Below are 24,790 nucleotides of genomic sequence, written 5' to 3' on the forward strand. Positions count from 1 at the left end.
ACGGCACGTCATGTTCCGCGGGTCCACTGCTGGTTCGTGCCACCGTTGCACGTGTACGTGATGACGGCGGCGGAGTTGGCGGTGGACGCGCCGTTCACGTCGAGGCACTCGCCGGTCGCGCGGGACTTGACGTTGACGTAGCTGCCCGTCGTGGTGAGCGACCACTGCTGGCCGGTGGCCGTGGAGGTGCAGTTCTCCTGGGTGACCGTGGCGGCGTTCTCCTGCACGCACAGGGAGCTGTTGCGGACCACCAGCTGGTAGTAGCCGCTGCCGACGGACTTGAACCAGTACTTCTGGTTGTTTCCGCCGTTGCAGTCGTACTGCTTGAGCTGGGCGCCCTGCCAGAGGGACTGGCTGGTGACGTCCGCGCACTTGGAGGAGTGCCGGGCGATCAGCGTGTTGTAGGTGGCGCTCGTGCCGGTGACGGTGCCGGCGGCCGTGTCGACCGTGATCTCCGGCGACCAGGACATGGTCATCGAGGTCGAGCTCGGGAAGGTCAACGGCAGCCACACGTACCGCGAGTCGTTGACGGTTCCGCCGAAGGAGTTGCCCCAGCGGTCGCCCATGTACAGGTACGAGGTGCCGGAACTCCCCTGCACGGGAAGGACGTACGCGGTCTGCGAGCCGTACGTCGTCGAGTCACCGATGTTCGTCATGGCCGTCCACGGGCCGGCGATGCTGGTGGCGGTGGCGTACTGCTGCTGGTTGGGGTTCCAGCCGGTCGCGCCCGAGGTCAGCATGAAGTAGACGTTGCCGCGCTTGAACAGGGCCGGGGCCTCGCGGTGGCCGCCGTGCCAGGGGTCGGCGACCAGGCTCGCGATGCCGGTGTAGTCGGCGGTGAGCCGGTAGATGTGCAGGTCGTAGTTCTCGCGGGCGGCGGAGATCATGTAACCGGTTCCGTCGGTGTCGACGAAGACGGTGATGTCGCGGGACATGTGCTGGCCGAGCGGCCGGAAACTGCCCCGCCAGGTGTAGTTGCCGTCCACGGTGTCGGAGACGGCGACGGCGGCGCGCGCCTCGCTGTAGTCGACGCCGTTCTCCTTGTGCATCCACATGACGAACTTGCCGGTGGAGGCGTTGTACATGACCTTCGGGCGCTCGATGTTGGCGGTGGCCAGCTCGGGGGCGGTCGCCTGGGTCAGGACGTGGTTGCGGAACTCCCAGTTCTTCAGGTCGGTGGAGCGGTAGGCGTCCACGTACCGGAAGGTGTTGTCGGCGTTGCGGTGCTCGCCGAACCAGTAGTAGTAGTTCCCGACCTTGAGGACCCCGCCGCCGTGGGCGTGCACGGGGTTGCCCGACGTGTCGGTGAACTGGATGCCGTTGCCGATGGTCTGGGGTGCGGCCTGGGCCGGGCCGGCGGTGGCCAGGGCGCCGATGAGCGCCAGGCAGAGGGCGAGCAGGGCCGCGTACGCACGTCTCATCTCACGCACTCTCCTTCGCGGTGTCGGCGACGGGGATGCCGAAGTCGGGCGTGCCGTCGGGCTTCCAGCCGAGGCGCTGGACGCGGGTGTGGCGGTTGGGGTCGTTCAGCGGGTCGCCGACGATCTCCTTGTACTGGCGGGCGTGGTAGACGAGGACGTCGGTGCGGCCGTCCTCGGCGACGGTGAAGCTGTTGTGGCCGGGGCCGTACTGCCGGGTGGTGTCGTTGCTGGTGAAGACCGGGGTGGGGGACTTGGACCAGTGGGCGGGGTCCATGAGGTCCGCGTCCGCGTCGATCGTCAGCAGGCCCATGCAGTAGTTGAAGTCGGTGGCGCTCGCCGAGTACGACATGAACAGGCGGCCGTTGCGCTTGATCACCGACGGGCCCTCGTTGACCCTGAAGCCGATGCGCTCCCAGTCGTACTCCGGTGTGGTGAGCCGCACCTGAGGGCCGGTCAGGGTGAGTGGATCGGCCATCCTCGACAGCCAGATCGCGGTGTTGTTGTCCATTCCGGGCTCGTGCTGCGCCCAGGCGAGGTAGCGGGTGCCCCGGTGGGTGAAGGTGGTGGCGTCGAGGGAGAAGGTCTCCCAGGCGGTCTTCAGCTGGCCCCGCTCGACCCAGGTGCCCTTGAACGGGTTGGGGTGGCTGTTCTCCAGGACCCAGATCCGGATCGCCCAGATGTCCTCGGCGGGCGCGGAGGCGAAGTAGATGTACCACTTTCCGTCGATGTGGTGGATCTCCGGCGCCCAGATGTGCGCGCCCATGACACCGGTTTCGTGCTTGCGCCAGATGACGGACTCGGCGGCTGTCCCGATGCCGCGCAGGGTGCGGGATCGGCGCAGGATGATCCGGTCGTACTCGGGTGCGGTGGCCGTGAAGTAGTAGAAGCCGTCGGTGTGGCGGTGGATGTGCGGGTCGGCGCGGTTGCGGACCAGCGGGTTGACGTAGGGGACGGCCGCGCCGGGGCCCGTCGGGGCCGCGTGGGCGACGGTGGCGGGCACCGCGGTGAGGGCGCCGGCGGCCAGGGCGCCCTTCAACAGCAGTCGTCGTCCGGGGGGTTCGGGCAGGAAAGCGTCTTCGCGGCTCATGCGGTCTGCCTTTCTGCAGGCTCTGCAGGTGGGGGGACACAAAAAGAAACAGAAACGTTCGGCATTTCGCACAAGATCTGCCATTCCGAACGCCGAAAAGGTAAGGGCGTGGTACGGCGAGGTCAACGGGTCACGCGGCACGAACCAGAGGTCACAGAATCAAACCCGTCCGCCCACGAAATTTCTGTTATCGGCGGGCGCGCGATCCGTCTCCGACAATGTGCGCAGCCATACCCACAAGACAGCGGCGGCGGCCGGAGCCCTGGCGTTCACCGCCCTCATGCTCGGTACCCCGCCCTCGTACGCCGCCGGCCCCCGCGACGTGACCGCCGACGTCCTGGCGGACCGGAACATCACGCTCGACGGCGACACGGTGGTGACCGTGCCGGCCGGGACGACCACGTACGACGGGGTGTTCAGCGGCGCCGGCACCCTCACCGTGCGCGGCACCGGCACGCTGATCCTCACCCGGGACAGCGACTTCACCCTCCCGCGGTCCCGGCAGCGGCAGGTCGTGCGGACACTGGGCGGCAACCACCCCTACGTCACCGTGACCCGCCCGGATCCGCCGGCCGTGACCGTCGCGAAGGGCGCGACCCTCCAGTACGGCAACGGCGGCACGACCGGGCTGATCGGCCACTTCCCGTACAACACACCGGCGTTCCGGCTCAACCAGGACAACATCCGCGTCGACGGCACCCTCAGGCTCTCCCTGAAGAGCGCCTACAACCTGGGCACCATCAGCGGCTCCGGGCTGGTCACCCAGCCGAGGTTCCTCTGGGGCACCTGGGACCTGTCGGGCACCCACCCCTTCACCGGGGTGATCGACAACGGCACACAGATGAACGCCGGGCGGCCCGAGTACGCGACGTCGCTGCCCCACGTCCGCAAGGTCCTCAACCAGGGCACCTTCACCGTGGACACCCCGCTGGGTCAGACCGTCACCATGGGCATGGACTTCTACCAGCGCGAGTACGGCAGCGACATCAACATCCAGTCCCGGCCGGGCAGCAAGGTCGTCCTCACCGGCCAGTACAGCTGGTCGGACCAGGGCGGCGACACCGACCCCTCGCTCAGTGACCCCGCCCTGAACTGGACGCCCGCGCGCAAGAACGTCAACAAGCGCGGCACCAACATCAAGGGCGCGAACGTCCAGTGGGGTGACGGCACCACCGACAAGATCTTCATGCCGGGCACCGCAGAAACCGTGTACATCAACCTGCTGGCGGCCCGCTCCCGTTCGACGCTCACCTTCGACTACAACGGCCCGGTGACGCTCGGCGCCCCCATCGGCGGCGGCCGGTTCCACGACACGCTGTCCGCGCCCGGTGCCGGCGACATCGTCATCGCCGGCACCAAGGGCAACGACGTGACCTTCGCGGCCGCCCAGTACTACGACGGTTCGACCACCGTGGAGAAGGGGGCGGTGCTGCGGCTGGGGTCGGGCGCGGCCGGCGGCGACGGCTCCCTGCTCACCGGGAGCGAGCGGCGGCGCATCGTCAACGACGGGACGCTCGTCGTGCGCAACACGAAGAAGGCGGTCTCCCTGTCACGGCTCGGCGGAAGCGGCTCGCTCGTGCAGTCCGGTGCCGCGACGACGACCCTCACGGGGTCGGCGGTGACGTACACCGGGACGACGACCGTCCGCAAGGGCACCCTGGCGCTACGGGACGGGGCGACGCTCGTCAACAGCCGTGCCGTGAGGCTGACGTCGGCGGCGGCCCGGCTGGACACCGGCGGCGCGGCCCTGCGGGTGGCGAGCACCCTCAGCGGCACGGGCACGGTGAAGGGGAGCGTCACGAACGAGGGCGTGGTCGCGGGCGGGGTGACCGTGACCGGCGACTACACCCAGGACGCCCAGGGCGCACTCGTGCTGCGGGACGCACCGTTGACGGTGGGCGGCAAGGTGCGGCTGGCCGGGGAACTGGACCTGTCCGCGGCCGGTGACGCACCGGCGAAGGAGATCACGGTCCTGGAGCACACCGGGCATGCCGCCGTCACCGGCACCTTCGAGGGCCTGAAGGAGGGCGGTGAGGTGAAACTCGCCGACACCGTTTACCGGATCAGCTATCGGGGCGGGGACGGGAACGACGTCGTCCTGACGGCGGCTTCCGCCAGTCCCTCGGCGGCGGTACGCGGTCAGGGAACGTCGGGCGCGGTGACGACGGAGGCGCGGAGTGCGAACGCCGCCGACAGCGGCGGCCTCGGATGGTGGCCGTACCTGCTGGCCGTGGGGATGCTGGGCGGCCTGGTCATGCCGGTGACCTGGCGCGTGCGGAACGGCAGGCGACGCGCGGGCGGGCGGCACGCGGCGTGAGGAGGGGTCAGGCGGGGCAGGGCGGCGTCGGGGGCAGACCCCAGGCGTCGGTGGGGGCCTTCGGGAACCCCACCCGCACAGCCAGTTCCCGTGCCTCCGCCGCCCACCCCGCCAGGAACTCCAGCACCAGTCCTCGTTCGCGGTAACGGAGTTCGGCCGGCACCGTGCGTCCGCCCCCGTAGTCGAGCTGCTCCTCCCCCGCCCGTGCCAGCATCAGCGCCGTCATCCAGTCGTACTTGACCGCCGACGCGCACACCCCCAGCCGGACCAGCCGTTCGTCGCCCCGCCATCCGCTGTCCCGCAGGCCGTGCAGGTAGGCGTCGTAGGCCGCCGCCGCGTACGCGGGGAGCCGGGTGGCCGGCAGGAACAGATCGAAAACGGTGTCGGGGAGGTAGTTTCCGAGATCCTCGCCGAGCGCGCCGTCACCGGCGAAGGCCCAGTCGAACGCGACGGACGCCGGACGGCCCGCCCCGTCCGCGCGGACGTTCGCCGGCCACAGGTCGAGGTGGCTGAAGGCGCGCGGCAGCCCCTCCATGACCTGGAGGAACCACTCGCGGTCCCGGTGCAGGCGGACCATGGCCGTGCGCAGGCCGGACGGGAAGTGGTCGCGGACCAGGGGCTGCCGCCAGGCCGCGTCGTCGTCGAGGAGTTCCTGGCCGAGGGTGTTGCTCTCGACGTACTGGCGCAGGAAGCGGCGGGTCAGCCACGGCCGGTCGACGTCACCGACGGCACCCTGGGCGGCGCCGAGGCGGCGGGCGTGTTCGACGTGCCGGTCGACCGTCCAGGCGGTGGCGGGCTCGCCCGGCACGTCCTCCAGCCACAGCGCCACGTCCCCGTCGGGCCGTTCGACGCAGGCCAGCAGCCGGGGCGCGCGGATGCCGTACGGCTGCCAGGCCTGTGCGAGACCCGACTCGTAGACGTGGGCCTCGCGGCGCCAGTGGTTCCAGTGCCGGGGCTCGTCCGAGGCGGCCCAGCGGCCCTCGGCCTCCTTGCTGCGGGTGAGCACCTTCAGCACCGCCGACCGGTCCCCGGCGCGCACCCGCCACACTCCGGCGGTGACCCCGTTCCTCGGGTTGTGGACGAGGGGCTCGAGGACGGTCCGGCCGGCGCCGGTGGCCCCGAGGACCTCGCGGGCCTCGGCATCCGGTGAGGCGGTGTCGGTCACCCGCCACAGGCTAGACGCGCGGGCGGGAGGGAGGGGCGGAACAGCCGCGCAGGGACCTGATCGCCGCGGGGGGGGGAGTCCGATCCCGTGGGAGGGACGTGATCGTCGTGGGAGGCGGGGTGGCCGCGAACCGGCGTGTCCCGCATGGTGGACGCCGTGTTCACACACTGGACGCACCGGGGCCGTCCGCCGCCGCTTGGACTAGCGTCGGGTCATGACCAGCGACACCTCTTCCCCGCAGGACCGGACCCTCGCCGGGGCGCTCGCCTCCGGTGCCGTCGTCCTCGACGGCGGCATGTCCAACCAACTGGAGTCCGCCGGGCACGACCTGAGCGACGAACTGTGGTCGGCCCGTCTGCTCGCCGAACGGCCCGGGGCGGTCACCGAGGCGCACCTCGCCTACTTCGAGGCGGGCGCGAACGTGGCGATCACCTCCAGCTACCAGGCCACCTTCGAGGGCTTCGCCCAGCGCGGGATCGGCCGCGAGGAGGCGGCCCGCCTGCTCACGCTGAGCGTGGAACTGGCCCGGGACGCCGCCCGGCAGGCCCGGGACAAGGGGGTCACCCACCCGCTGTGGGTGGCCGCCTCGGTCGGGCCGTACGGGGCGATGCTCGCGGACGGCTCGGAGTACCGCGGCCGCTACGGGCTCACCGTGGACGAGCTGGAACGTTTCCACCGGCCCCGTCTCGAGGTGCTGGCGGCCGCCGCGCCGGACGCGCTCGCGCTGGAGACCGTGCCCGACGCCGAGGAGGCCGAGGCGCTGCTGCGGGCGGTGCGCGGGCTCGGGGTGCCGGCCTGGTTGTCGTACAGCGTCGCCGGCGACCGGACCCGGGCGGGGCAGCCGCTGGAGGAGGCGTTCGCCCTGGCCGCCGACGTGGACGAGGTGATCGCGGTCGGCGTGAACTGCTGTGCGCCCGAGGACGTGGAGGGGGCCGTGGCGATCGCGGCGCGGGTGACCGGCAAGCCGGTGGTGGTCTACCCCAACAGCGGCGAGGCCTGGGACGCCGAGGCACGCGCCTGGAACGGCCGCTCCACCTTCGCCCCCGAACAGGTCCTCGGCTGGCGGGAGTCGGGCGCCCGGCTGATCGGCGGCTGCTGCCGGGTGGGCCCGGAGGCGATCGCGTCCATCGCGCGGACGCTGGCGACGGCGTGACCGTTTTGGCGAGCACCGCACGGGGTTGACGACGGCGTGACGGACCGTAGAGGGGGCCTGCTGGGGCGACAGCGCACAGCTCTGGTGGGCCGTGCGGAGGCTGATCACCGCACAAGTCCCGTCCGGCAGGGCTCCCACTGCTAGCCTCCGCTCGGTGAAACCGGTTGCCGCCGGGTTTCCGAGGGGAGGGCGGGGATGACGAGGAAGAGCGGGGACACGACGCGCAGCACCATCCGGGACGTAGCGGCCCGGGCGGGCGTGTCCGCGGCGACCGTGTCACGCGTGCTGGGCGGGGTGTATCCGGTGAGCGCCGAGACGCGGGCGCGGGTGCTGCGGGCGGTGCGCGACCTGGACTACGTGGCCGACGCCCGGGCGAAGGCGGTCGCGGGGGCGGGCACGCCGACGCTGGCGTTCGTGCTGGAGGACATCACCGGGCCGTCGTTCGCGCACATGGCGCACGGCGTGGAACGCGAGGCGACGCGGCGCGGACATCTGTGCCTGGTGTGCAGCACGGACGGCGACGTGCGGCAGGAACTCGAGTTCGTCGAGATGATGCGGTCCCAGCGGGCGGCCGCCGTGATCCTGGTCGGCGGTGCCGCGGACACCCCCGAGTACCGCGAACGCACCCGCCGTATCGCCGACTCGCTGGCCTCGGCCGGCTCACGGCTCGTGCTGTGCGGGCGCCCGCCGCTGGGATCCGGGGCACCGGTGACGGTCGTCGAGTACGACAACGAGGGCGGCGCCCACGCCCTGGTCGCGCACGTTCTCGCCCAGGGGCACCGGCGGGTGCTGTTCCTCGGGGGCGGACCGGACCACACGACGGCGCTGGGCCGCGAACGCGGCTACACCGGCGCCCACCGGGCCCGCGGCCTCGACCCGGACCCGGCGCTGATCCTGCACGGCGACTTCACCCGCGACTCCGGGTACCGCCTGACGCGCCGGGCGCTGGAGCAGGGTCTGGAGTTCACGGCGGTGGTGGCCGCCACCGACATGGTCGCCGCGGGCGCGCTGACCGCCCTGCACGAGGCGGGCCTGGACGTACCCGGTGACGTCTCCCTGACGGGCTACGACGACATCCCGTTCGCCCGCGACCTGCACCCCGCGCTGACCACGGTGCACGTCCCCTACGAGGAACTCGGCCGTCTCGCCGTCCGCACGGTGCTGGGCCGGACCCCGGACGCGCCGGGCGAGCACCTGCTGCTGGGGACGCACGTGGTGGTGCGGGACTCGGTCGCGGGCGTCGGGAGGGGGTCAGGGGCGGGACGGTGACGGGGGGACAGTGTCCCGGGGAGGGGGAAGGGGCGGTACGGCGGGGCGCCGTACGGCTGGGGGCGGGCCGTCAGTGGCGGCGGGCTCCCCCGACGCGGCGCAGGCGGCGGACCGCCGAGCGCAGCTCGGTACCGCGCAGGGGACGGGCGGTCAGCGGGTCCGGGGAGGCGGGAAACGCGGGTTCCGCGGTCGTGGGGGCGGTCGCCCACAGGGCGAGCTCGCGATCCCGTGGACCGTATGCGGTATACGAAATCCTGTCGCCCTCGCCGAAGACGCATACGGGATGCGTCGCGTCCCAGGCCTCCCAGCCGGGGTCGCCCGTCGCCGCGAACCGCACCCACGCCCCGTGCATCGCGTCCGCCAGTTCCTGCGGGGCGCCCTCGCCGGCCAGCTTCGCGGACTCCGGCACCGCTCCGGTGTCGAAGACGAAGCCCAGCTCCAGGGCGTGGCAGGAGCCGAGGCCGGGCCGCAGCGACGGCCAGGCGAACTCGTACACGTAGGAGGAGCCGGGGCGGGCGTCGGCCAGGCGCTGGAGCGGCCGGCGCAGCAGGTGGTCGGTGACCATCTGGCCGACGGTCTCGGCGGTGCCGGCCTCGGGGTGCAGGGCCCGGTAGCCGCGCGGGACCTCGTGGCCGCAGTGGCAGCGGGCCATGGCGCCGGCCAGGGCGACGGCGCCGAGGCGGTCGACGCGTTCCAGCAGGCCGCCGGGGACCAGCCACAGCCGATACTCGTCGCGGGTCCAGCCCAGCAGCAGCTCGGCGCCGCGGGCCGCGTCGCCGTCGGCCAGCGCCTCGAGGGGGTCGCGCGGGACGAGATCGCCGTCGATGACGATGCCGAAGGCGGGCCCGCCCAGTACGGGGCTGCTGAGCCGGCCGATCTCGGCCTGGGTGCGCAGCAGCAGGTCACGGTCGACGGCCGCGAAGGCCTCCGCGGTGGCCTGGATCCTCAGCCGGTTCGCCATACGGCGGACCATCCGCCGCACCTTGTCCCGCTCGAAGGCCTCCGGCGGCCCGCTCTGCAGGACGGCCCGCCGGAACAGGCCCTGCGCCGGCGGGGCGGCGATCAGGGCGCCGACGCTGATGGCGCCCGCGGACTGCCCGGCCAGGGTGACCTGTGCGGGGTCGCCGCCGAAGGCCCCGATCGACTCGTGCACCCAGCGCAGCGCGGCGAGCTGGTCGCGCAGGCCGGGATTGGCGGGGGTGTCCGGGAAGAGGCCGTACCCCTCCACGCCCAGCCGGTAGTTGACGGAGACGAAGACGATCCCGTCGCGTGCGAAGTGCCGCCCGTCGTACACGGGAACCGCCGACGAACCCCTGGTCAGCGCCCCGCCGTGCAGCCACACCAGGACCGGCAGCCGGCCGCCCGGCCCGGGGTGGGGTGTCCACACGTTGAGGTTGAGGCAGTCGTCGCCCGGCACCACCGGGTCGGACAGGTACTGCGCGAAGGCCTCGGAGTACGGCGGTTTCGGCGCCGTCGGCCCGAAGGCGCCCGCGTCGCGCACCCCGTCCCAGGGCTCGGGCGGCTCCGGGGGCCGGAACCGGCGGGCGCCGAAGGGGGGTGCCGCGTAGGGGATGCCCCGGAAGACGGCGACGTCGTGCTCGTACCGGCCGCGTACGGCGCCGTACGGGGTGCGGACCACCGGGTCCGTCCGGGGTCTCGTCACGGGGTCCGTCCGGCCTGCCGTCATCTGCCCACCAGCCCTTCGCCGCGCTCGTGCACCGGTAACACCAGAGCACCACAGGAGCGTCCGGTATTCCGGTGCACGAGCCTCGGACAGGGCTATTTGGCGTACATCAGGGTGCCGAAACCGAGCTGGTCGTAGCCGCCGCTGGTGGAGCCGTAGTCCCCGCCGCCGCCCTCCGGGGCGACGGAGAAGCACATCTGGGAGATGTACTTGTCGTCCAGGTACAGGCGCCGGTTGTAGTGGTAGTGCAGCATCGCCCAGACGGGGCGGACCTGGCCGCGGGAGGCGGCGGAGATCACGGTCTGTGACTGCTGGGCGCAGTTCTGGCCACTGCCCCAGGTGTAGGTGGTGAAGGGGACGGTGTTGCCCAGGTTGTACTTGGCGACGTACTGGGCGGCCTTCATGAAGCGGCGGCCGTCGTAGGAGTACAGGTCGTCGCCCTGGTTCCAGGCCATCTCGCAGATCGCGCCCATCTGGCCCATGCCCATCATGGTGTGCCCCTGGTCGCGGCCGGACTCCTGCCACTGGCCGAGGGCGTAGCCGGCGGCGTCGGTGTAGAGGTAGGGCACGGCGTGGGCGATCGATCCGTTGCCCGCGCCGGACTTGAAGTAGGTGACGGCCTGGTCGTACTTGGCGGCGTCCTCGTTGAGGATGCCGATGGCCAGGATGGAGGCCATGTTGCACAGGTCCCAGTTGGCCCAGTAGTTGGTGATGCAGGCGTCGTTGTGGCCGGTGAGGAACTGGTTGTTGAGGGGGTAGAAGACCCTGGCCATCATCGCCTGGAAGCGGGCGAGGTCGAACCCGCTGTAGCCGCGCATGAGTTCGGCGGCGTTGGCGAACTGCCAGCCGTAGATGCCGGCGGCGAGGAACCGGTCGGCGTTGCCGGTGATCGCCGTCAGGGTCGACGACCAGGCGTTGAGGATGTTCGCGGCGCACCGTGCGTGGGCCTCGGTGCCGCCGACCTGCCAGCGCAGGGCGTTCTGGTAGGCGGCGGCGATGTCGTTGTAGAGCAGGCCGTAGTTCTCACCCGTGCCGCCGCGGATGACGGTGGCCTGGGGGCGGGGTGTCCAGGTGGACTGGGAGTGGGAGTTGGCGGTCAGCCGGTTCCAGCCGGACAGCCAGGGGTCGTCGCCCGCGGCGACCCTGACCTTGGCCCGGTTGATGTCGCCCCAGTTGTGGAGCATGCCGGGGTGGGTGAAGGTCGCGGGGGCCGCGTCCGCCGTGGTGGCGGCGGAGGCGGCGCCCAGGGCGACGGCGGCGGTGAGACCGCCGGCGGTCTTCAGCAGACCGCGGCGGCTCATCGGTGGGTGCGGGAGGTGCTCGTGGGGGGAAGTGCGGCTCATGACGGTGACTCCAATCCGTGGGGGGATCAGCTTCTGGTGATGTTCACCTCGCCGAACTCGGTGGTGCAGCGGACCAGTTGGTTGCGGGAGCAGACCACCAGGCCCACGTGGAAGGGGGCGTCACCGAACGCGGGGACCGCACCCTCGGCGAGGGAGGTCCAGGTGGCGCCGTCGTCGGTGGAGACGGCTGCGGCGAAGGTGGTCCCGGTGCGCTTCAGCCGCAGGAGCAGGGGCAGTCGGACGGCCGTCGTCCCGGTGAAGGCGGAGGCTCCGGCCACCGTGCGGCGCAGCATCAGCTGCGCGGTGGTCCCGCCCGTGACGATCACTCCGGCCGCCTGGTCGAACGGCGACAGGGACTTCGCCATCAGCAGGCCGACCCGGTCGGCGGTGGCGCCGGTACGGGAGACGAGACGGGCGGTGATCTGGCAGTCGCCGGTGACGGGCTGCCGTACGAAGTGGCCTGTCATGCCTTGGGAGTTGACGTTGAGGTCGGTGCCGGCGCCCCGCACGGTGAAGGTGCCGTCGCGGTGGGCCGCGTCACCGGGGGTGAGGACGGCCACGACACCGAGCGTGCCGTACGCGCTCCGGTCGAGGACCACGTCACCGAGGTCGCCGTGGGTCCACGGGGCGGGCAGCGGCGTGCTGCCGGCGGCCGTCGTCGGCGGCGTGGGGGTGGTGACGCCGTCGGGCATCACGGCGTTCACGGGGGTGGAACGGGGGCCGGTGCCGCCGGAGTTGGTCTTCGCCACGACGTAGTGGTACGTCGTCCCGGGCGTGCCGGTGGCATCCGTGTACCGGATGCGGGTGCCGAAGCCGACCGGGCCGGCCCCGGTGGTGAGGGGCTCGTAGGAGCCGTGGGCGCGGGTGGACCTCAGCACGGTGTAGCGGGCCGAGAGGTCCGGGTCGGTCCAGGTCAGTTCGGTGCCGCCGGCCCCGGTGGCGGCTCGCAGGTCGGTGGCGGTGCGGGTGGGGGGCGGCACGCGCCAGACGTCGCCGTTCGGGGTGGTGACGCTGACGTTGTCGAAGGCGCCGGTGCCGGTCTCGGCGTAGTCCTTGTCGACGCCGAGGCAGGAGGTGAGGGTGAGCCCGGCGTATGCGGTGTGCGATATGCCGTCGACCTCGGTACTGCCGACGACCGTCCACCGCATACCGTCGGCGGAGATCGAGCCGGTGAGGCGCCGTCCCTCACGCCGCACCCGCACCCAGTACGGCGCCCGCAGCCGGTAGCCGTCGCCCGCGCCCTCGACGTACGGCGCCTGAAGCGGCGTCGCGGACTCGGGCAGTGCGCCCAGGTCCGAGATCGGGAAGGAGGCGCTGGTGGTGATCGCCTGCTGCTGGCTGGGCGGCACGGGGGTGCTGCCGGTCGCGGACACGGCCGCCCCGGCCTGTGGGCGTACGGTCCACACGCCGCTCCAGGTGTGCAGCGGCAGCCCCTGGATCAGCATCGAGGCGTGGGCGGCGTCCGGGTCGAGGGAGGCGCGGACGGTGACGCCGATCTTGGCGTACTGGGAGCTGAGCGGCCACACGATCCGCGCGGTGACCGTGCCGTCGCCGCGCAGGGGCAGGTGGGCGAGGCGGTGGGTGTCGGCGGTGCCGGACGCCTCGAGCACGAACCGCTCCCCGTCGAAGACGGCCGAGCCCGGGATCTTCACGTCGCCGATGTCACGGGTCGCCCAGGGAGCGGGCAGGCCGGCGGTGGCGACCGCGAGGGCGGAGGGTCCGCTCTCGCCCGTCGAGTTGGCGGCGGTGATCGTGTAGTAGTAGGTGCGTCCGGCGCGGACGCTCCGGTCGGTGTGGACCGGCTCGTCGACACGGGAGGCGATCGTCTCGTAGGGGCCGTCGGGGGTGGTGGCCCGCAGGACGCTGTAGCCGGTCGCCCAGGCCGAGGGCAGCCAGGAGACGGTGACGGCCCGGTCCTCCCCCACCGCGGTGACGCCGGCCGGGGGCGTGGGGGTGGAGGGCGCGGGGGCGGTGGCGCCGGCGTAGGTGAAGGTGCCCCAGCTGGGCAGGTCGTCGTTGCTGCCCTCGACGACGCGGGTGCCGCCGGTGCCGCGGAAGACGGCGGCCCGGGTGGCGGGGGTGTCGAGGCCGCGGACGCCGGCGTAGTGGGCGTAGTACATCTCGTAGATCGGGGGGAGGTTGCCGCGGGCCTTGTCGGAGACGGCCGTCTTGATGTACTTGCCGGTGCGGTCGAGGTCGGGGGTGAAGGGGACGTCGCCGCCGAGGTTGTAGCGGGCCGCGTACTCGGCGTTGGCGAGGATGCGGTGGTCGTCGTGGCCCCACAGGTCGACGCCCTGGTTCCAGGCGACCTGGGCGGCGTCGCCCATCAGGCCGACGGCGAGTTGTTCGTGGCCCTGGTCGCGGCCGCTCTCCTGGCCCTGACCGTCGGCGGTGACGATGCGGTGGGCGACGCTGCCGTTTCCGGCGCCGGCGGCGGCGAAGCGCAGGGCGTCCTCGAAGAGGGTGCGTTCCTCGCAGAAGACGCCGATCGCCAGGATCGTCTGAATGGCCGTCAGGTCCCAGTTGCCGTTGGCGTAGAGCATGTAGCCGGAGACAGCGGGATACCAGACGTCGAGGAAGGACCGCTCGCAGCGTGCGATGTCGGCGTCGGTCCAGCCGTCGTAGCCGGTGTGGCGCAGCAGTTCTGCCGCGTTGACGAACTTGAAGGCCTGCAGTCCCGCGCCGAGAGGACCGTCGGCGCCGGTGATGATCGTCAGGGAGGACGACCAGGCGTTGAGGATGTCGCGGGCCTTGTCGGCGCGGGCCCGGTCGCCGGTGACGGCCCAGATCAGGGCGTTCTGGTAGGCGGCGGCCGAGTCGGCGACGGCCTGGTTCTGGAAGTTCGTCGGGCCGCGGCCCCAGGAGGTGATCTGGCCGGTGTTCTGGATGGTGTATGCGGTCTGCGATCGACTGTGGGCGGCCAGCGCGAGGTAGCCGTCGTAGATCGGGGACTCCTTGGCGTCGACCGCCGCCTTCATACGGGCGAGGTCGGCGGCGCTGTGCAGGATGCCGGGGTGGGCGAAGGTGAACCCGGACGCGTCGTCGGCGCCTTCCGCCGCTCGGACCGCGGGCACGAACAGGGTGTTCGTGCCGGCGGCGAGCAGCAGTGCCGTGGACGACTTCAGCAGGCCTCGGCGGCTGATGGTGCTCACTGTGCGACTGCCTCCGCTTCGGCGGTGGTGATGAGGGTCGGGTTGGTCACGTGGAGGAAGAACGACGGGTTGGCGTGGGTGCCGGTGCAGGTGCGGTTCGTGTCGTCGTCCGCATGGGCCGCCGTCGCCGGGAGACCGCCGGACAGGCCGGCCGCGAACGCGGTGGCGCCCGCCGCCTGCGGGGCGGTTCGGCGGGACAGGGGCGTGTTCATCCAGGACTCCTTGCGACGGATCTGGTGCTGCGGGTTGAGGGACCCTTACTTGAGGCCGGAGGTGGACATGCCGGCGATGAAGCCGCGCTGGGCGACGAGGAAGATCAGCAGGATCGGCACGACGTACATCACGGAGGCCGCGGCCTGGAGGTTGGTGACGGGTGTGCCGGCGGAGGTGACGTAGGTGGTCATCACGGCGACGGCGAGCGTGGAACGGTCGGTGGACAGCAGGAGCTGGGGTGCGATGTAGTCGCCCCAGGTCCAGGTGAAGGCGATGACGAAGCTCGCGGAGAGCACGGGCCAGGACTGCGGGAGGAAGATCCGCCAGAAGATCGCCGTGTAACCGCATCCGTCGACGATCGCCGCCTCCTCCAGTTCGCGCGGCAGCCCGGCGAAGAACTGCCGGAAGAGGAAGACGAGATACGGCGTCGCGGACAGGCCCCACAGCACCCACGGCCAGTAGGTGTCGACCATGCCGAGCTTCGCGAAGATCAGGTAGGTGGGCAGGAGGGTGATGAGCTGGGGCAGCATCATCGAGCCGAGCAGGATGCCGAACAGCGTTTTCTTGCCGGGTGCGTCGAGGCGGGCGAAGCCGAAGCCGACCCAGGCGGAGCTGAGGGTGACGAGAGTGGCGTAGATGAAGGCGATGACCAGGGAGTTGCGGGCGTAGCCCAGGAAGTCGATCAGGTGGAAGGCGTCGGTGAAGTTGTGCCACTGGAAGTGGTCGGGCAGCCAGTGCACGGGGGATGCGGCCAGTTCGGCGGGAGTCTTGAGGCCGGTGAGGATCAGCCAGCCGAAGGGGCCGACGAACAGGCCGGTGAGGGCGACGAGCACGGTGTAGAGGACGAGTCGCTTGACGCGTATCCGCACCCGGGGCGCGGAGTTCGGGGGCAGGCTGGTGGTGGTCACTTCTTCGCCTCCGGGTCGACGTTGTAGAACACCACACCGGACGTGAACCTGAAGATCAGTCCGGTCACGACGAGGATCAGGACGAAGAGCACCCACAGCAGCGCCGAGGCGTAGCCGTAGCGGCCGAGCGCGAAGTACTGGCCGAACACGTGCATCATGTAGAGGTAGTTGGACTGCGGCAGTGCGGTGACGCCCGCGGTGGTGCCGTCCGGGGACAGCAGTAGCGGCATGATGGTCTGTACGGAGGCGATCACGCCGGTCACCGTCTGGAAGAGCAGCACCGGGGAGAGCAGCGGCACGGTGATGCTGCGGAAGGTCCGCCAGGCGCTCGCGCCGTCGATGCGGGCGGCCTCGTGGAGTTCGCGGGGGACGTCCTGGAGTCCCGCCAGCGAGATGATCATGATGTTTCCGGCTGCCCAGAGCACGGTCATCAGGAGCACGTACCGGGCGTAGGGGTCGGCGAGCCAGCCGAGGGCGTCGATGCCGAAGAGGTTCAGGACGCCGTTGGCGGCACCGGAGTTCTGGTCGAAGAGGGACTTGAAGACGAGCCCGACCCCGACCGGCGGCACCACGGCCGGCAGATACAGCAGGGTACGGAACAGTCCGCGTGCCCTGATCGGCCGGTTGACCAGGACGGCGAGCCCGAGCCCCGCGATGATCGACAGGGGCACGGAGGTCACCGCGAACAGGCCGGTGCGGCCGAGGGCGTTCCAGGTCTGGGAGTCGGTGAACAGTTCGCGGTAGTTGCCGAGGCCGACGTACTTCCAGTGCGGGGAGATGCCGTCGAAGGTGGTGAAGCTCAGCCACAGCGCGTACGCCATGGGGATGACCGTCAGCAGCAGGAAACCGATGATCCAGGGCGAGGTGAACAGGTAGAACGCCCGGTGCCTGCGGGTGGTCACGGAGGTCCGTGGCCGCTCGGCGTCCCGTTCGCGGTGCGCGCCGCTCGCCGTGGGGCGGGGCCGGTCCGCGACGGAGGAGATCTGGTCGACCGTCATCCCACTTGCTCCTTACCGCGCTTCAGCTGCTCGTTCATGACGGAGTTCAGGCGGCCCGCGAGGGTGTCGACCGACATGTCCCCCTGCATGGCGGCCGGGGCGGTCTGGTTGAAGAGCGCGAAGAGCGAGTCCGACGTGGCGTACGGCGTGAAGGCGATCACCGAGAAGTGCTCCAGTTCGGCGTTCTGCACCTCCAGGGCCCGTTTCTGGTAGGTCTCCTGGGCGGGCATGAGGGGCCGCAGGGACTTCAGGGTGGGGATGCCCCAGCCGCTGGAGGCGCGGGCCTTTGCCGGCGCCTCGCCGAAGAACCACTCGAAGACCCGCCAGGCGGCGTCCTTGTTCCGTGCCTTCTTCGGCATCCACAGGCCGGTGCCCGCCTGGCAGGAGCTGATCCGCCGGCCGCCCTCGAAGACGGGGGCGGGAGCCAGGCGGGAGACCTGTGCCAGTTTCTTGTCGGTGTTGATCAGGCCGCCGAGCCAGTAACCGTTGCCCGACATGGCCATCCGGCTCGCCTGATAGGTGGGACCGTCCCAGGTGTTGGGGTCGGGCTGGATGATGCTCGGCCCGACCCTGGCCCGGCAGTAGTCGATGTACCAGCCGAGCGCTTTGCGGGCCTCGGGGGTGGTGAAGTCGACCCGGGAGAAGTCGTCACTGAAGAGGTTTCCTCCGGCGGCCACCGTCAGGCTCGCGAGGAGATTCGGAGTTTGCACGCCGTTGTAGCTGCCGCCGAAAACGGTTGTCTGGCCGTTGCTGCGCCGGGTGAGCCGTTTGGCGCTGGCCAGCCACTCCCCGTACGTCACCGGCTCGGTCTCCGGCGGGTGGTCGATGCCCGCCGTGTCGAAGAGCGCGGTGTTGTACCAGTACATGGAGTCCTGGGAGAAGTCCTTGGCCATGCCGTAGCGCGGGCCCTTGCCCTGGGTGCGGCCGTCGTAGCGCCACAGGTCGTTGACCGGGTCCAGGTCGTCGAGGTCGAGGACGCTGCTCCCCGCGAAGTACGGGTCCAGCTCCTGCATGACGTCCCGTGCCGCGAAGTACGGGGCGTCCGTGGCGCCGACACCGCGCACCAGGTCGGGCGGGTTGCCGTTGGTCATCATCCCGATCAGCTTGGTGAGGTCGTACCGCACCGTGACGATCTTGACGCCGATGTCCTTCTGGGCCTGCTTGACCAGTTCCGGGGAGATGTCGTCGGGCTTGACCATCAGCGTGACGGTCTCGCCCGGGCCGCTGACCGCGCTGGACACCTGCATCGCGCAGCCGCTGAGCGCCGCCGCTCCGGCCACGGCACCACCGGCCGACAGGGTGAGGAAGCGTCGACGGCTGGGTGGAGTGCCGGCATGGGAGCGCATGGAGGCCTCGCCTTCTGGATCGGGGTTCGGGTGCGGCGCTGAGATGCACGGAGTGCGGAGCGCGGTGCGGGGAGCGCTGCGCAGGTGTGACGCCAAACGCACAGTGCGTGGTGCGTGATGCGCGGTGCGCGGTGCTCAGGGCGGGGAAGTTCAGTTCTCAGTGCGGGAGACGCAGTAACATGTAGCAACCGGTTGCTAAGGGCAAGTGGGCTGAGCTTCTTCCGCTCCCGGAGGCCCGTCAAGGGTCTGCGCGTACTTTCGAAAACTCTTTGCCCGGGCGATCGGTTCACCGGGGCGCCGCACACGGCCGGCTTTCAGCTCCCCCTCGAACAGCCCTGACCAGCGGGAATCGCGTGCGCTACAGGGAAAGCCGCGTAGGCCCGGCCGGCCCCCTCGGAACTCCGTCACCACCGAAAAGACAGTTCGTGGGCACGACGGCAACCGGCGGGGACAGCGTGCCGGTCACGCGGCTCCGCTCATACGGGAAACACGTTTCCCCGCACCCGCCGAACCTCCCGCACCCATCGCCCTCACCACCCCAACAGCGCCCCTGAAGTGCCCGTTTGCCTGTCTCCCCGGCCGAAATATTTCCCTCCAGGCGATCCGGCCGACCGATTGACCGAGCCTCCACGCCAGACCTACGGTAGAAGACGCTTTCAGAAAACGTTTCCCTCGCGCCTCAGGAGAGTCATGCCCAGCGCCCAGTTGCCCAGGGCCGTGTTCGCCATGGATCCGGTGCACCTGCCCCTGCTGTTCCCCGCGCCGCTCCTGGCCCGGCTGCGGCGGACGGCCGAGATCGACCCGGCGCTCGTCGTACGGGACTTCGCCGACCCCACCGCCGCCTCCGCGCTGGCCGGCGCGGATGTCCTGATCACCGGCTGGGGCTGTCCCCATCTGGGGACGGACACGCTGACCGCGGCACCCCGGCTGCGCACGGTGCTGCACGCCGCCGGCTCCGTCCGCTCCCTGATCGGCGAGCCGTTGTGGAGCCACGGCGTCAGCGTCTCCAGCGCGGTCACCGGCAACGCCGTCCCCGTCGCGGAGTACACCCTCGCGATGATCCTGCTCGCCGGGAAGGACGCCTTCGCCCACCGTGAGCGCTTCCGCCGCAGCCACGCCTACCCCACGCCCGCCGAAACCGCCGCCACCGGCAACCTCGGCCGCCGCGTCGGCGTCATCGGCGCCTCGCGGGTGGGCCGCCGCCTGCTGGAACTGCTACGGCCGTACGACTTCGAGGTCCTGCTGCACGACCCGTACGTCGACGCCGCCGAGGCCGCCGAGCTGGGCGCCCAACTGCTGTCCCTGGAGGACCTGCTGCGGCACAGCGACATCGTCAGCCTGCACGCGCCCGACATCCCCGAGACCCACCACATGCTCGACCGGGCGCGGCTCGCCCTGCTCCGCGACGGCGGCGTCCTGATCAACACCTCGCGGGGGGCCCTGGTCGACCACGCGGCCCTCACCGACGAGCTGGTCTCCGGCCGGTTGCACGCCGTCCTCGACGTCACCGAGCCCGAGCCGCTGCCCGCGGACTCCCCTCTCTACCGGCTCCCGAACGTCTTCCTCACCCCGCACATCGCGGGCTCCCTCGGCAACGAGCTGGAGCGGCTCGGCCGCATCGTCGTCGAGGAGCTGGAACGCCTGGCCGGCGGTCTGCCCCTGGCCCACGAGGTGCGCCACGCGGACCTGGTCCGGGTGGCCTGATGCGGGCCCCGAGGACTGCCCCGGTCGTTGTCCACAGGCCGCCCCCGACCGTTGTCCACAGGCCGCGCGACCTGGAGGAACGGTGGGATACGGTTTCCGCAACGGCGTGGGACCGGGCCCCGGCCCGCCCGGTGAGCGGGGGACGAGGGTGAAGGAGCCACAGCGGTGAGTCAGCGCAAAGTGATCGGTGACGCCGGCCGGGCGACCATCCGGGACGTGGCGGAGCGCGCGGGCGTGTCCGTGGCGAGCGTCTCGCGCGTGCTGTCGGGAAACTACCCGGTCTCCGAGGAGCTGCGCCGCCGGGTGATGAAGGTGGTCCACGACCTGGACTACGTCACGAACGCGCACGCCCGCTCCCTGGCCGGAGGCGGCACACCGACGGTGGCGATCCTCATCAACAACATCACCGGCGCCGCGTTCGCGCATGTGGCGAAGGGTGTCGAGGGCGCGGCCACCCTGCGCGGCTGGCTGTCCCTGGTCGGCACCACCGGCGACGACCCCGAACGCGAACTCGCCCTCGTCAATCTCATGCGCCAGCAGGGCGTGGCCGCGGTGGTCCTGCTCGGCGGGGCCTACGACTTCGAGGAGTACCAGCTGCGCATGGCCCGCTTCGCGCGCTCCCTCGACGCCGCGGGCTCGCAACTCGTCCTGGTGGGCCGGCCGCCCCTGGAGGGCGACGTCCCGGCCACCACGGTCGACTACGACAACGAGTCCGGCGCCTACGCCATGGCCAGCCACCTGCTCTCCGCGGGCCACCGGCGTGTGCTGATCCTGCCGGGGCCGGCCGGACTGACCACGGCGCAGGGCAGGTTGCACGGGGTGAGGCGCGCCTTCGAGGCGTACGGGGTGCCGTTCGACCGGGGTCTGGTGCGGCACGGTCCGTACGACGACGAGCACGGGTACGCGGCCGTGGAGGCGGCGCTGCACGACACGCCGGACTTCACCGCCGTGCTGGCGGGCACCGACGTCGTCGCCGCCGGTTCCCTGCGGGCCCTGCGCGCGGCGGGTCTGCGGGTGCCGGACGACGTGTCGCTCGTCGGCTACGACGACATCCCTCTCGCCTCGCAACTCACCCCCCAGCTGACCACCGTGCACGTGCCGTACGAGGAGATGGGACGCGTCGCCCTGCGCGCGGTGGCCGACCGGCGGGAGGGGACCGGCCCGGGGGGCCGGCGCAAGGGTGGCGGGGACGGCGAGCATCTCGTGCTGGGCACCCATGTGGTCGTACGGGACTCGGTGCGGCCGCCGCGGCGGTAGCGGGGACGCGCGGGGCCACCCCGCCGGTCCTGCCCGAGTCCCGAGCCATTTCGATTCCTCCTGGGTCCTCCCGGTCCCTCCCGGTTTCACCTCCGTTCCCGTTCTTCCCGCCCGAGCTTCCGCCGGGTCTGCGTCGAGTTCCCCTCGGCCCGGCTCGCTTCCGCTCGGCCTGCGGTGAACTCCCCCTCGACCTGGTGCGCTTCCACCGGGCCTGCGTCGAGCTTTCAGCAGCGGACGACATCGTTTCGTAACCGGTTTCCCCTGTCTGACCTCGCATCAGCCAACTTTTTCTTGCACACCTCTTGATAAGGCCGACCCTCTCGGCCTACGGTCCACAGCAACCGGTTACTACGACTTCCGCTTCGGCCGATTCCCCCGCACCGCGAGCCGCTGTCGCCGCCGAGCCGCCCAAGCCGCCGACGTCTTCCGGCCGCCGTTTCCGGCCAGTACCCGAGCCGCCGTTCTCTCGTTCCGAGACGCCTAATTCCCGAAGGATCACGGTCAGATGAACTCCACCAGCCCCCGGAGAAGGTTCGCCCGCGCCGCCGTGGCGGGCATCGCTCTGACAGGTCTGCTCTCCGCCTGCGGCGGATCCGGTGACGGGGACTCCTCGGCCTCCGGCCCGGTCACCCTGCCCTTCTGGGGCTGGGCCAACGGCCAGGAAGCCGTCGTGAAGGCGTTCAACGCCTCTCACAAGGACGTCCAGCTCAAGTACACCAAGGTCACCGACCAGCTGACGATGCAGAAGCAGCTCACCAACGCGGTCAAGGCAGGCAACGCGCCCTGCCTGGTGCAGAACACCGCCGAGTACGTGACGAGCTGGGTCTCGCAGGACGCCCTCGCCGACATCACGAAGTACGTCGAGTCCAGCAAGGACAAGTTCAACCCGGGTTCCTGGGCGGGCGCCCAGGTGCAGGGCAAGCTCTACGGCGTGCCCACCAGTTCCTCCCCCAACTTCACGATCTACCGCACCGACGTCTTCACCAAGTACGGCATCAAGCCCCCCGCCACCTGGGACGACTTCATCGCCGCGGGCAAGGAGCTGAAGAAGCACGGCATCAAGATCACCAACTACGCGGGCGAGGACCCGAGCACCCTGGAGGTGCTCGCCATGCAGGCCGGCGCGCACTGGTACTCCGTCGACGGCGACGCCTGGAAGGTGGACTTCCAGGACGCCGGCACCCTGAAGGCCGCCAAGGTGATCCAGGAGATCATCGACAACGACCTCAACTCCAAGCTGTCCTTCGCCGACTACGCGGCCGTCCAGCGCAACTTCGACAACGGCGGCACCGCCACCCGGCAGATCTCCACCTGGCAGATGGCCGGCATGGTGCAGAACTTCACCAAGTCCTTCGGCAAGTGGGCGCTCACCCCCTGGCCGACCTTCACCGGTGAGGCGGCCAAGACCCCGGCCGGCACCAACCTCACCGGCAGCGTGACCCTGGTGACCAAGGAGTGCGAGCACCAGCAGCAGGCCGCCGAGGCCGCCCTGTGGATGTCCACGGACCCCGGCGCGGTGAAGACGATGGCGAGCCCGGAGACCGGTAACGGTGTGATGCCGGCGCTGGCCGACAGCGACACCTACGTCGCCGAGTCGATCTCGGAGAAGCTGCTCGGCAGCAACTACCAGCCCGCCCAGCAGATCGTGAAGGACAGCCTGAAGACGGTTACTACCGACTGGACCTTCGGTCCGAACTGGACGGCGATGTTCACGGAGATGCAAGCCGGCTGGGCCAAGGTCGTCAGCAAGGAGCAGAAGGTCACCGACCTGCTGGCCCACATGCAGCAATGGACGGTCGCCGATCTGAAGTCCCGCGGCATCAACGTCAAGGGCTGAGGAAGCGTCGATGATCCGCTCCCTGCGCTGGAAGGGTGCCGCCTTCACGGTGCCCTTCCAGCTCGGCTTCGTGTTCCTGTACCTGGTTCCGATCGGGTACGCCGTCTACCAGTCGCTCTTCCGGGAGCAGCAGTCCGGGCTGGGCCTCGGCGGGGCGACGCAGGAGTTCTCCGGGTTCGCCAACTACCGTCAGGGACTGACCGACTCCGCGTTCCTCGGCTCCATCCTGCGCGTGGTGCTGTTCGCCTGTGTGCAGATCCCGGTGATGCTGGTCATCAGCCTCGTCCTGGCGCTGTTGCTGGACGCGCTCACCGCGCGGGCGGCGAGCCGTTTCCGGATCCTGCTCCTGTTGCCGTACATGATCCCGGGCGTGGTCGCGGCGATCGTGTGGATCAACCTCTACAGCCCGGAGGTCGGTCCGCTCACGACGCTGGGCCGGGCACTCGGCTTCGGCTGGGACTTCTTCGCGCCGTCGATGGTGTGGCCGTCGATCGGCAACCTGCTCACCTGGCACGGCATCGGCTACAACATGGTGATCATCTACGGGGCGCTGCAGGCCGTGCCCCGTGAGCTGTTCGAGGCCGCCCGTCTCGACGGCGCCTCGGAGATCCGGATCGCCCGCAGCATCAAGGTGCCGTATGTGCGCGGGGCGCTGGTGCTGACGGGGCTTCTCTCCATCATCCAGATGCTCCAGCTCTTCAATGAGCCCGCGCTGTTCCGGAACGTCACCCCGCAGACGGTGAACGACAGCTTCACCCCCATCATGATCATCTACAACCAGGCGTTCAACGCGTCCAACTACCACTACGCCGCCGCCCTGTCGGTCCTGCTCGCCCTGATCCTGGGTGTGGCGTCCTTCCTCTTCTACCGGCTGACCTCGAGGGAGGCGGACTGATGACGCTCACTCAGGATCCTGCGCAGAAAACGGTGCCGCCGACCGTGCGCCGTCGCACCCGTCCCGATCAGGCCGTCCGCACGCGCGGCAGCCAGCGTTTCCTGCTGCTCGGCCTGATCCTGGCCAGTGTCTACAGCCTGTTCCCGGTGTGGTGGCTGATCGTCGCCGCCACCAAGGACCGCACCGGGCTGTACCAGAGCAACGGCCTGTGGTTCTCCGGGATGCACCTGTGGGACAACCTGCACCAGCTGTTCACGTACCAGGACGGCATCTTCCTGCGCTGGACGGCCAACTCGCTGCTGTACGCGGGGGCCGGCTCGCTGGGCGGCACACTCATCGCCCTCGCCACCGGCTACGGCCTGGCCCGCTTCGACTTCCCCGGCCGCAGTGTCGTGTTCGCCTGTGTGGTGGGTTCCTTCCTGATCCCGATCGCCCTGCTGACCCTCCCGCTGTACCTGCTGTTCTCGGAGATCGGTCTGGTCGACACGCCCTGGGCGATGCTGATCCCCTGCCTGATCAACCCGTTCAGCGTGTACCTCGCCAAGGTGTACACCGAGTCCACGATCCCCTACGAGCTCCTGGAGGCGGCCCGCCTGGACGGCGCGGGCGAGCTGCGGATCTTCGTCAGCATCGTGCTGCGGATGATGACGACCGGCGGCGCCACGGTGTTCCTGCTGGCCTTCGTCAACACCTGGAACGCGTTCTTCCTGCCGCTGACCGTGCTGCGCGGCGAGGAGAACTGGACGCTCAACATCGGCCTGTACAACTGGAGCGGCAAGCGCCTGGAGTCGGGCGTCGACCTGACGAGCCTGGTCCTGACCGGCGCGCTGCTGTCGATCGTGCCGATGGCGATCATGATGGTCGCGATGCGCCGCTACTGGCGGACGGGGGTCACTCTGGGGGCGCTCAAGTGAAGAACGCAGACAGTGGACTGCGTCCTGGAGACCGGCGACGGGATACCGGGCCCATCCGACTGCATACCGAAGACACGACACGGCATACCAGGTCCAGCGGACTGCATACCGGAGACGTCGGACACCA

General features: G+C 70.6%; 18 protein-coding genes. 8 read left to right on the forward strand and 10 right to left on the reverse strand.

From position 1 onward, the window contains the following. Window positions 1–8: 8 nt before the first annotated feature. Window positions 9–1,421: an RICIN domain-containing protein gene (locus ACF1A1_RS26825; RefSeq protein WP_392003415.1), complete on the reverse strand. Its 1,413-nt coding sequence runs from the start codon at window positions 1,419–1,421 to the stop codon at window positions 9–11. A gap of 1 nt (window position 1,422) precedes the next feature. Next, window positions 1,423–2,508: a family 43 glycosylhydrolase gene (locus ACF1A1_RS26830; RefSeq protein WP_392003416.1), complete on the reverse strand. Its 1,086-nt coding sequence runs from the start codon at window positions 2,506–2,508 to the stop codon at window positions 1,423–1,425. A 220-nt stretch (window positions 2,509–2,728) separates the two neighbouring features. Here ACF1A1_RS26830 and ACF1A1_RS26835 point away from each other — a divergent pair, with 220 nt between their 5' ends. Next, window positions 2,729–4,825, forward strand: a complete 2,097-nt coding sequence (locus ACF1A1_RS26835) for an autotransporter (RefSeq protein ID WP_392003418.1) — start codon at window positions 2,729–2,731, stop codon at window positions 4,823–4,825. Between the two features lie 7 nt (window positions 4,826–4,832). Here ACF1A1_RS26835 and ACF1A1_RS26840 read toward each other — a convergent pair whose 3' ends face one another. After that, window positions 4,833–5,990 carry an aminoglycoside phosphotransferase gene (locus ACF1A1_RS26840; protein ID WP_392003419.1) on the reverse strand — a complete coding sequence of 386 codons (1,158 nt, stop codon included), beginning with the start codon at window positions 5,988–5,990 and terminating at the stop codon, window positions 4,833–4,835. Between the two features lie 214 nt (window positions 5,991–6,204). On the opposite strand from ACF1A1_RS26840, the gene mmuM reads away from it, so the two are divergent. Both mmuM and ACF1A1_RS26850 read left to right on the forward strand, forming a co-directional pair. Next, entirely contained in the window at window positions 6,205–7,143 is a 939-nt protein-coding gene (gene mmuM, locus ACF1A1_RS26845) for a homocysteine S-methyltransferase (RefSeq protein ID WP_392003421.1), read from the forward strand. Window positions 7,144–7,338: 195 nt separating this feature from the next. Next, entirely contained in the window at window positions 7,339–8,412 is a 1,074-nt protein-coding gene (locus tag ACF1A1_RS26850; protein ID WP_392003422.1) for a LacI family DNA-binding transcriptional regulator, read from the forward strand. A 70-nt stretch (window positions 8,413–8,482) separates the two neighbouring features. On the opposite strand, the gene ACF1A1_RS26855 is transcribed toward ACF1A1_RS26850, so the two are convergent. The 7 genes from ACF1A1_RS26855 to ACF1A1_RS26885 all read right to left on the reverse strand — a co-directional run bounded on the left by ACF1A1_RS26855 (window position 8,483) and on the right by ACF1A1_RS26885 (window position 18,056). Beyond that, window positions 8,483–10,099 carry a carboxylesterase/lipase family protein gene (locus tag ACF1A1_RS26855; protein ID WP_392003424.1) on the reverse strand — a complete coding sequence of 539 codons (1,617 nt, stop codon included), beginning with the start codon at window positions 10,097–10,099 and terminating at the stop codon, window positions 8,483–8,485. 92 nt (window positions 10,100–10,191) lie between these two features. Further along, the gene (locus ACF1A1_RS26860) at window positions 10,192–11,439 is read right to left on the reverse strand and encodes an alginate lyase family protein (RefSeq protein WP_392003426.1); all 1,248 of its coding nucleotides are present in this window, start codon (window positions 11,437–11,439) and stop codon (window positions 10,192–10,194) included. Window positions 11,440–11,465: 26 nt separating this feature from the next. Continuing rightward, entirely contained in the window at window positions 11,466–14,591 is a 3,126-nt protein-coding gene (locus ACF1A1_RS26865) for an alginate lyase family protein (RefSeq protein WP_392003428.1), read from the reverse strand. Then, window positions 14,588–14,803 carry a hypothetical protein gene (locus ACF1A1_RS26870; RefSeq protein WP_392003429.1) on the reverse strand — a complete coding sequence of 72 codons (216 nt, stop codon included), beginning with the start codon at window positions 14,801–14,803 and terminating at the stop codon, window positions 14,588–14,590. Before ACF1A1_RS26870 ends, ACF1A1_RS26865 begins: the two co-directional genes overlap by 4 nt. Window positions 14,804–14,848: 45 nt before the next feature. Then, window positions 14,849–15,712, reverse strand: coding sequence for a carbohydrate ABC transporter permease (locus ACF1A1_RS26875; RefSeq protein WP_392003430.1), 864 nt, complete (start codon window positions 15,710–15,712; stop codon window positions 14,849–14,851). Further along, window positions 15,709–16,710: a carbohydrate ABC transporter permease gene (locus tag ACF1A1_RS26880; RefSeq protein WP_392003432.1), complete on the reverse strand. Its 1,002-nt coding sequence runs from the start codon at window positions 16,708–16,710 to the stop codon at window positions 15,709–15,711. The genes ACF1A1_RS26875 and ACF1A1_RS26880 overlap by 4 nt, the downstream gene beginning before the upstream one ends. Beyond that, entirely contained in the window at window positions 16,707–18,056 is a 1,350-nt protein-coding gene (locus ACF1A1_RS26885; RefSeq protein ID WP_392003433.1) for an extracellular solute-binding protein, read from the reverse strand. Before ACF1A1_RS26885 ends, ACF1A1_RS26880 begins: the two co-directional genes overlap by 4 nt. A 690-nt stretch (window positions 18,057–18,746) precedes the next feature. On the opposite strand from ACF1A1_RS26885, the gene ACF1A1_RS26890 reads away from it, so the two are divergent. The 5 genes from ACF1A1_RS26890 to ACF1A1_RS26910 all read left to right on the forward strand — a co-directional run bounded on the left by ACF1A1_RS26890 (window position 18,747) and on the right by ACF1A1_RS26910 (window position 24,663). Next, complete coding sequence (locus ACF1A1_RS26890) at window positions 18,747–19,760, forward strand: hydroxyacid dehydrogenase (RefSeq protein ID WP_392003434.1); 1,014 nt, start codon at window positions 18,747–18,749, stop codon at window positions 19,758–19,760. 165 nt (window positions 19,761–19,925) lie between these two features. Further along, window positions 19,926–21,017, forward strand: coding sequence for a LacI family DNA-binding transcriptional regulator (locus ACF1A1_RS26895; RefSeq protein WP_392003435.1), 1,092 nt, complete (start codon window positions 19,926–19,928; stop codon window positions 21,015–21,017). 505 nt (window positions 21,018–21,522) lie between these two features. After that, window positions 21,523–22,854, forward strand: coding sequence for an ABC transporter substrate-binding protein (locus tag ACF1A1_RS26900; RefSeq protein ID WP_392003436.1), 1,332 nt, complete (start codon window positions 21,523–21,525; stop codon window positions 22,852–22,854). 10 nt (window positions 22,855–22,864) lie between these two features. Continuing rightward, complete coding sequence (locus tag ACF1A1_RS26905) at window positions 22,865–23,749, forward strand: carbohydrate ABC transporter permease (protein WP_392003437.1); 885 nt, start codon at window positions 22,865–22,867, stop codon at window positions 23,747–23,749. Beyond that, on the forward strand, window positions 23,749–24,663 hold the full coding sequence (locus tag ACF1A1_RS26910; protein ID WP_392003438.1) for a carbohydrate ABC transporter permease: 915 nt from the start codon (window positions 23,749–23,751) through the stop codon (window positions 24,661–24,663). The genes ACF1A1_RS26905 and ACF1A1_RS26910 overlap by 1 nt, the downstream gene beginning before the upstream one ends. Window positions 24,664–24,790: the final 127 nt, after the last annotated feature.

This window comes from Streptomyces sp. NPDC014995 (genome assembly GCF_043080745.1).
GTDB lineage: Bacteria > Actinomycetota > Actinomycetes > Streptomycetales > Streptomycetaceae > Streptomyces.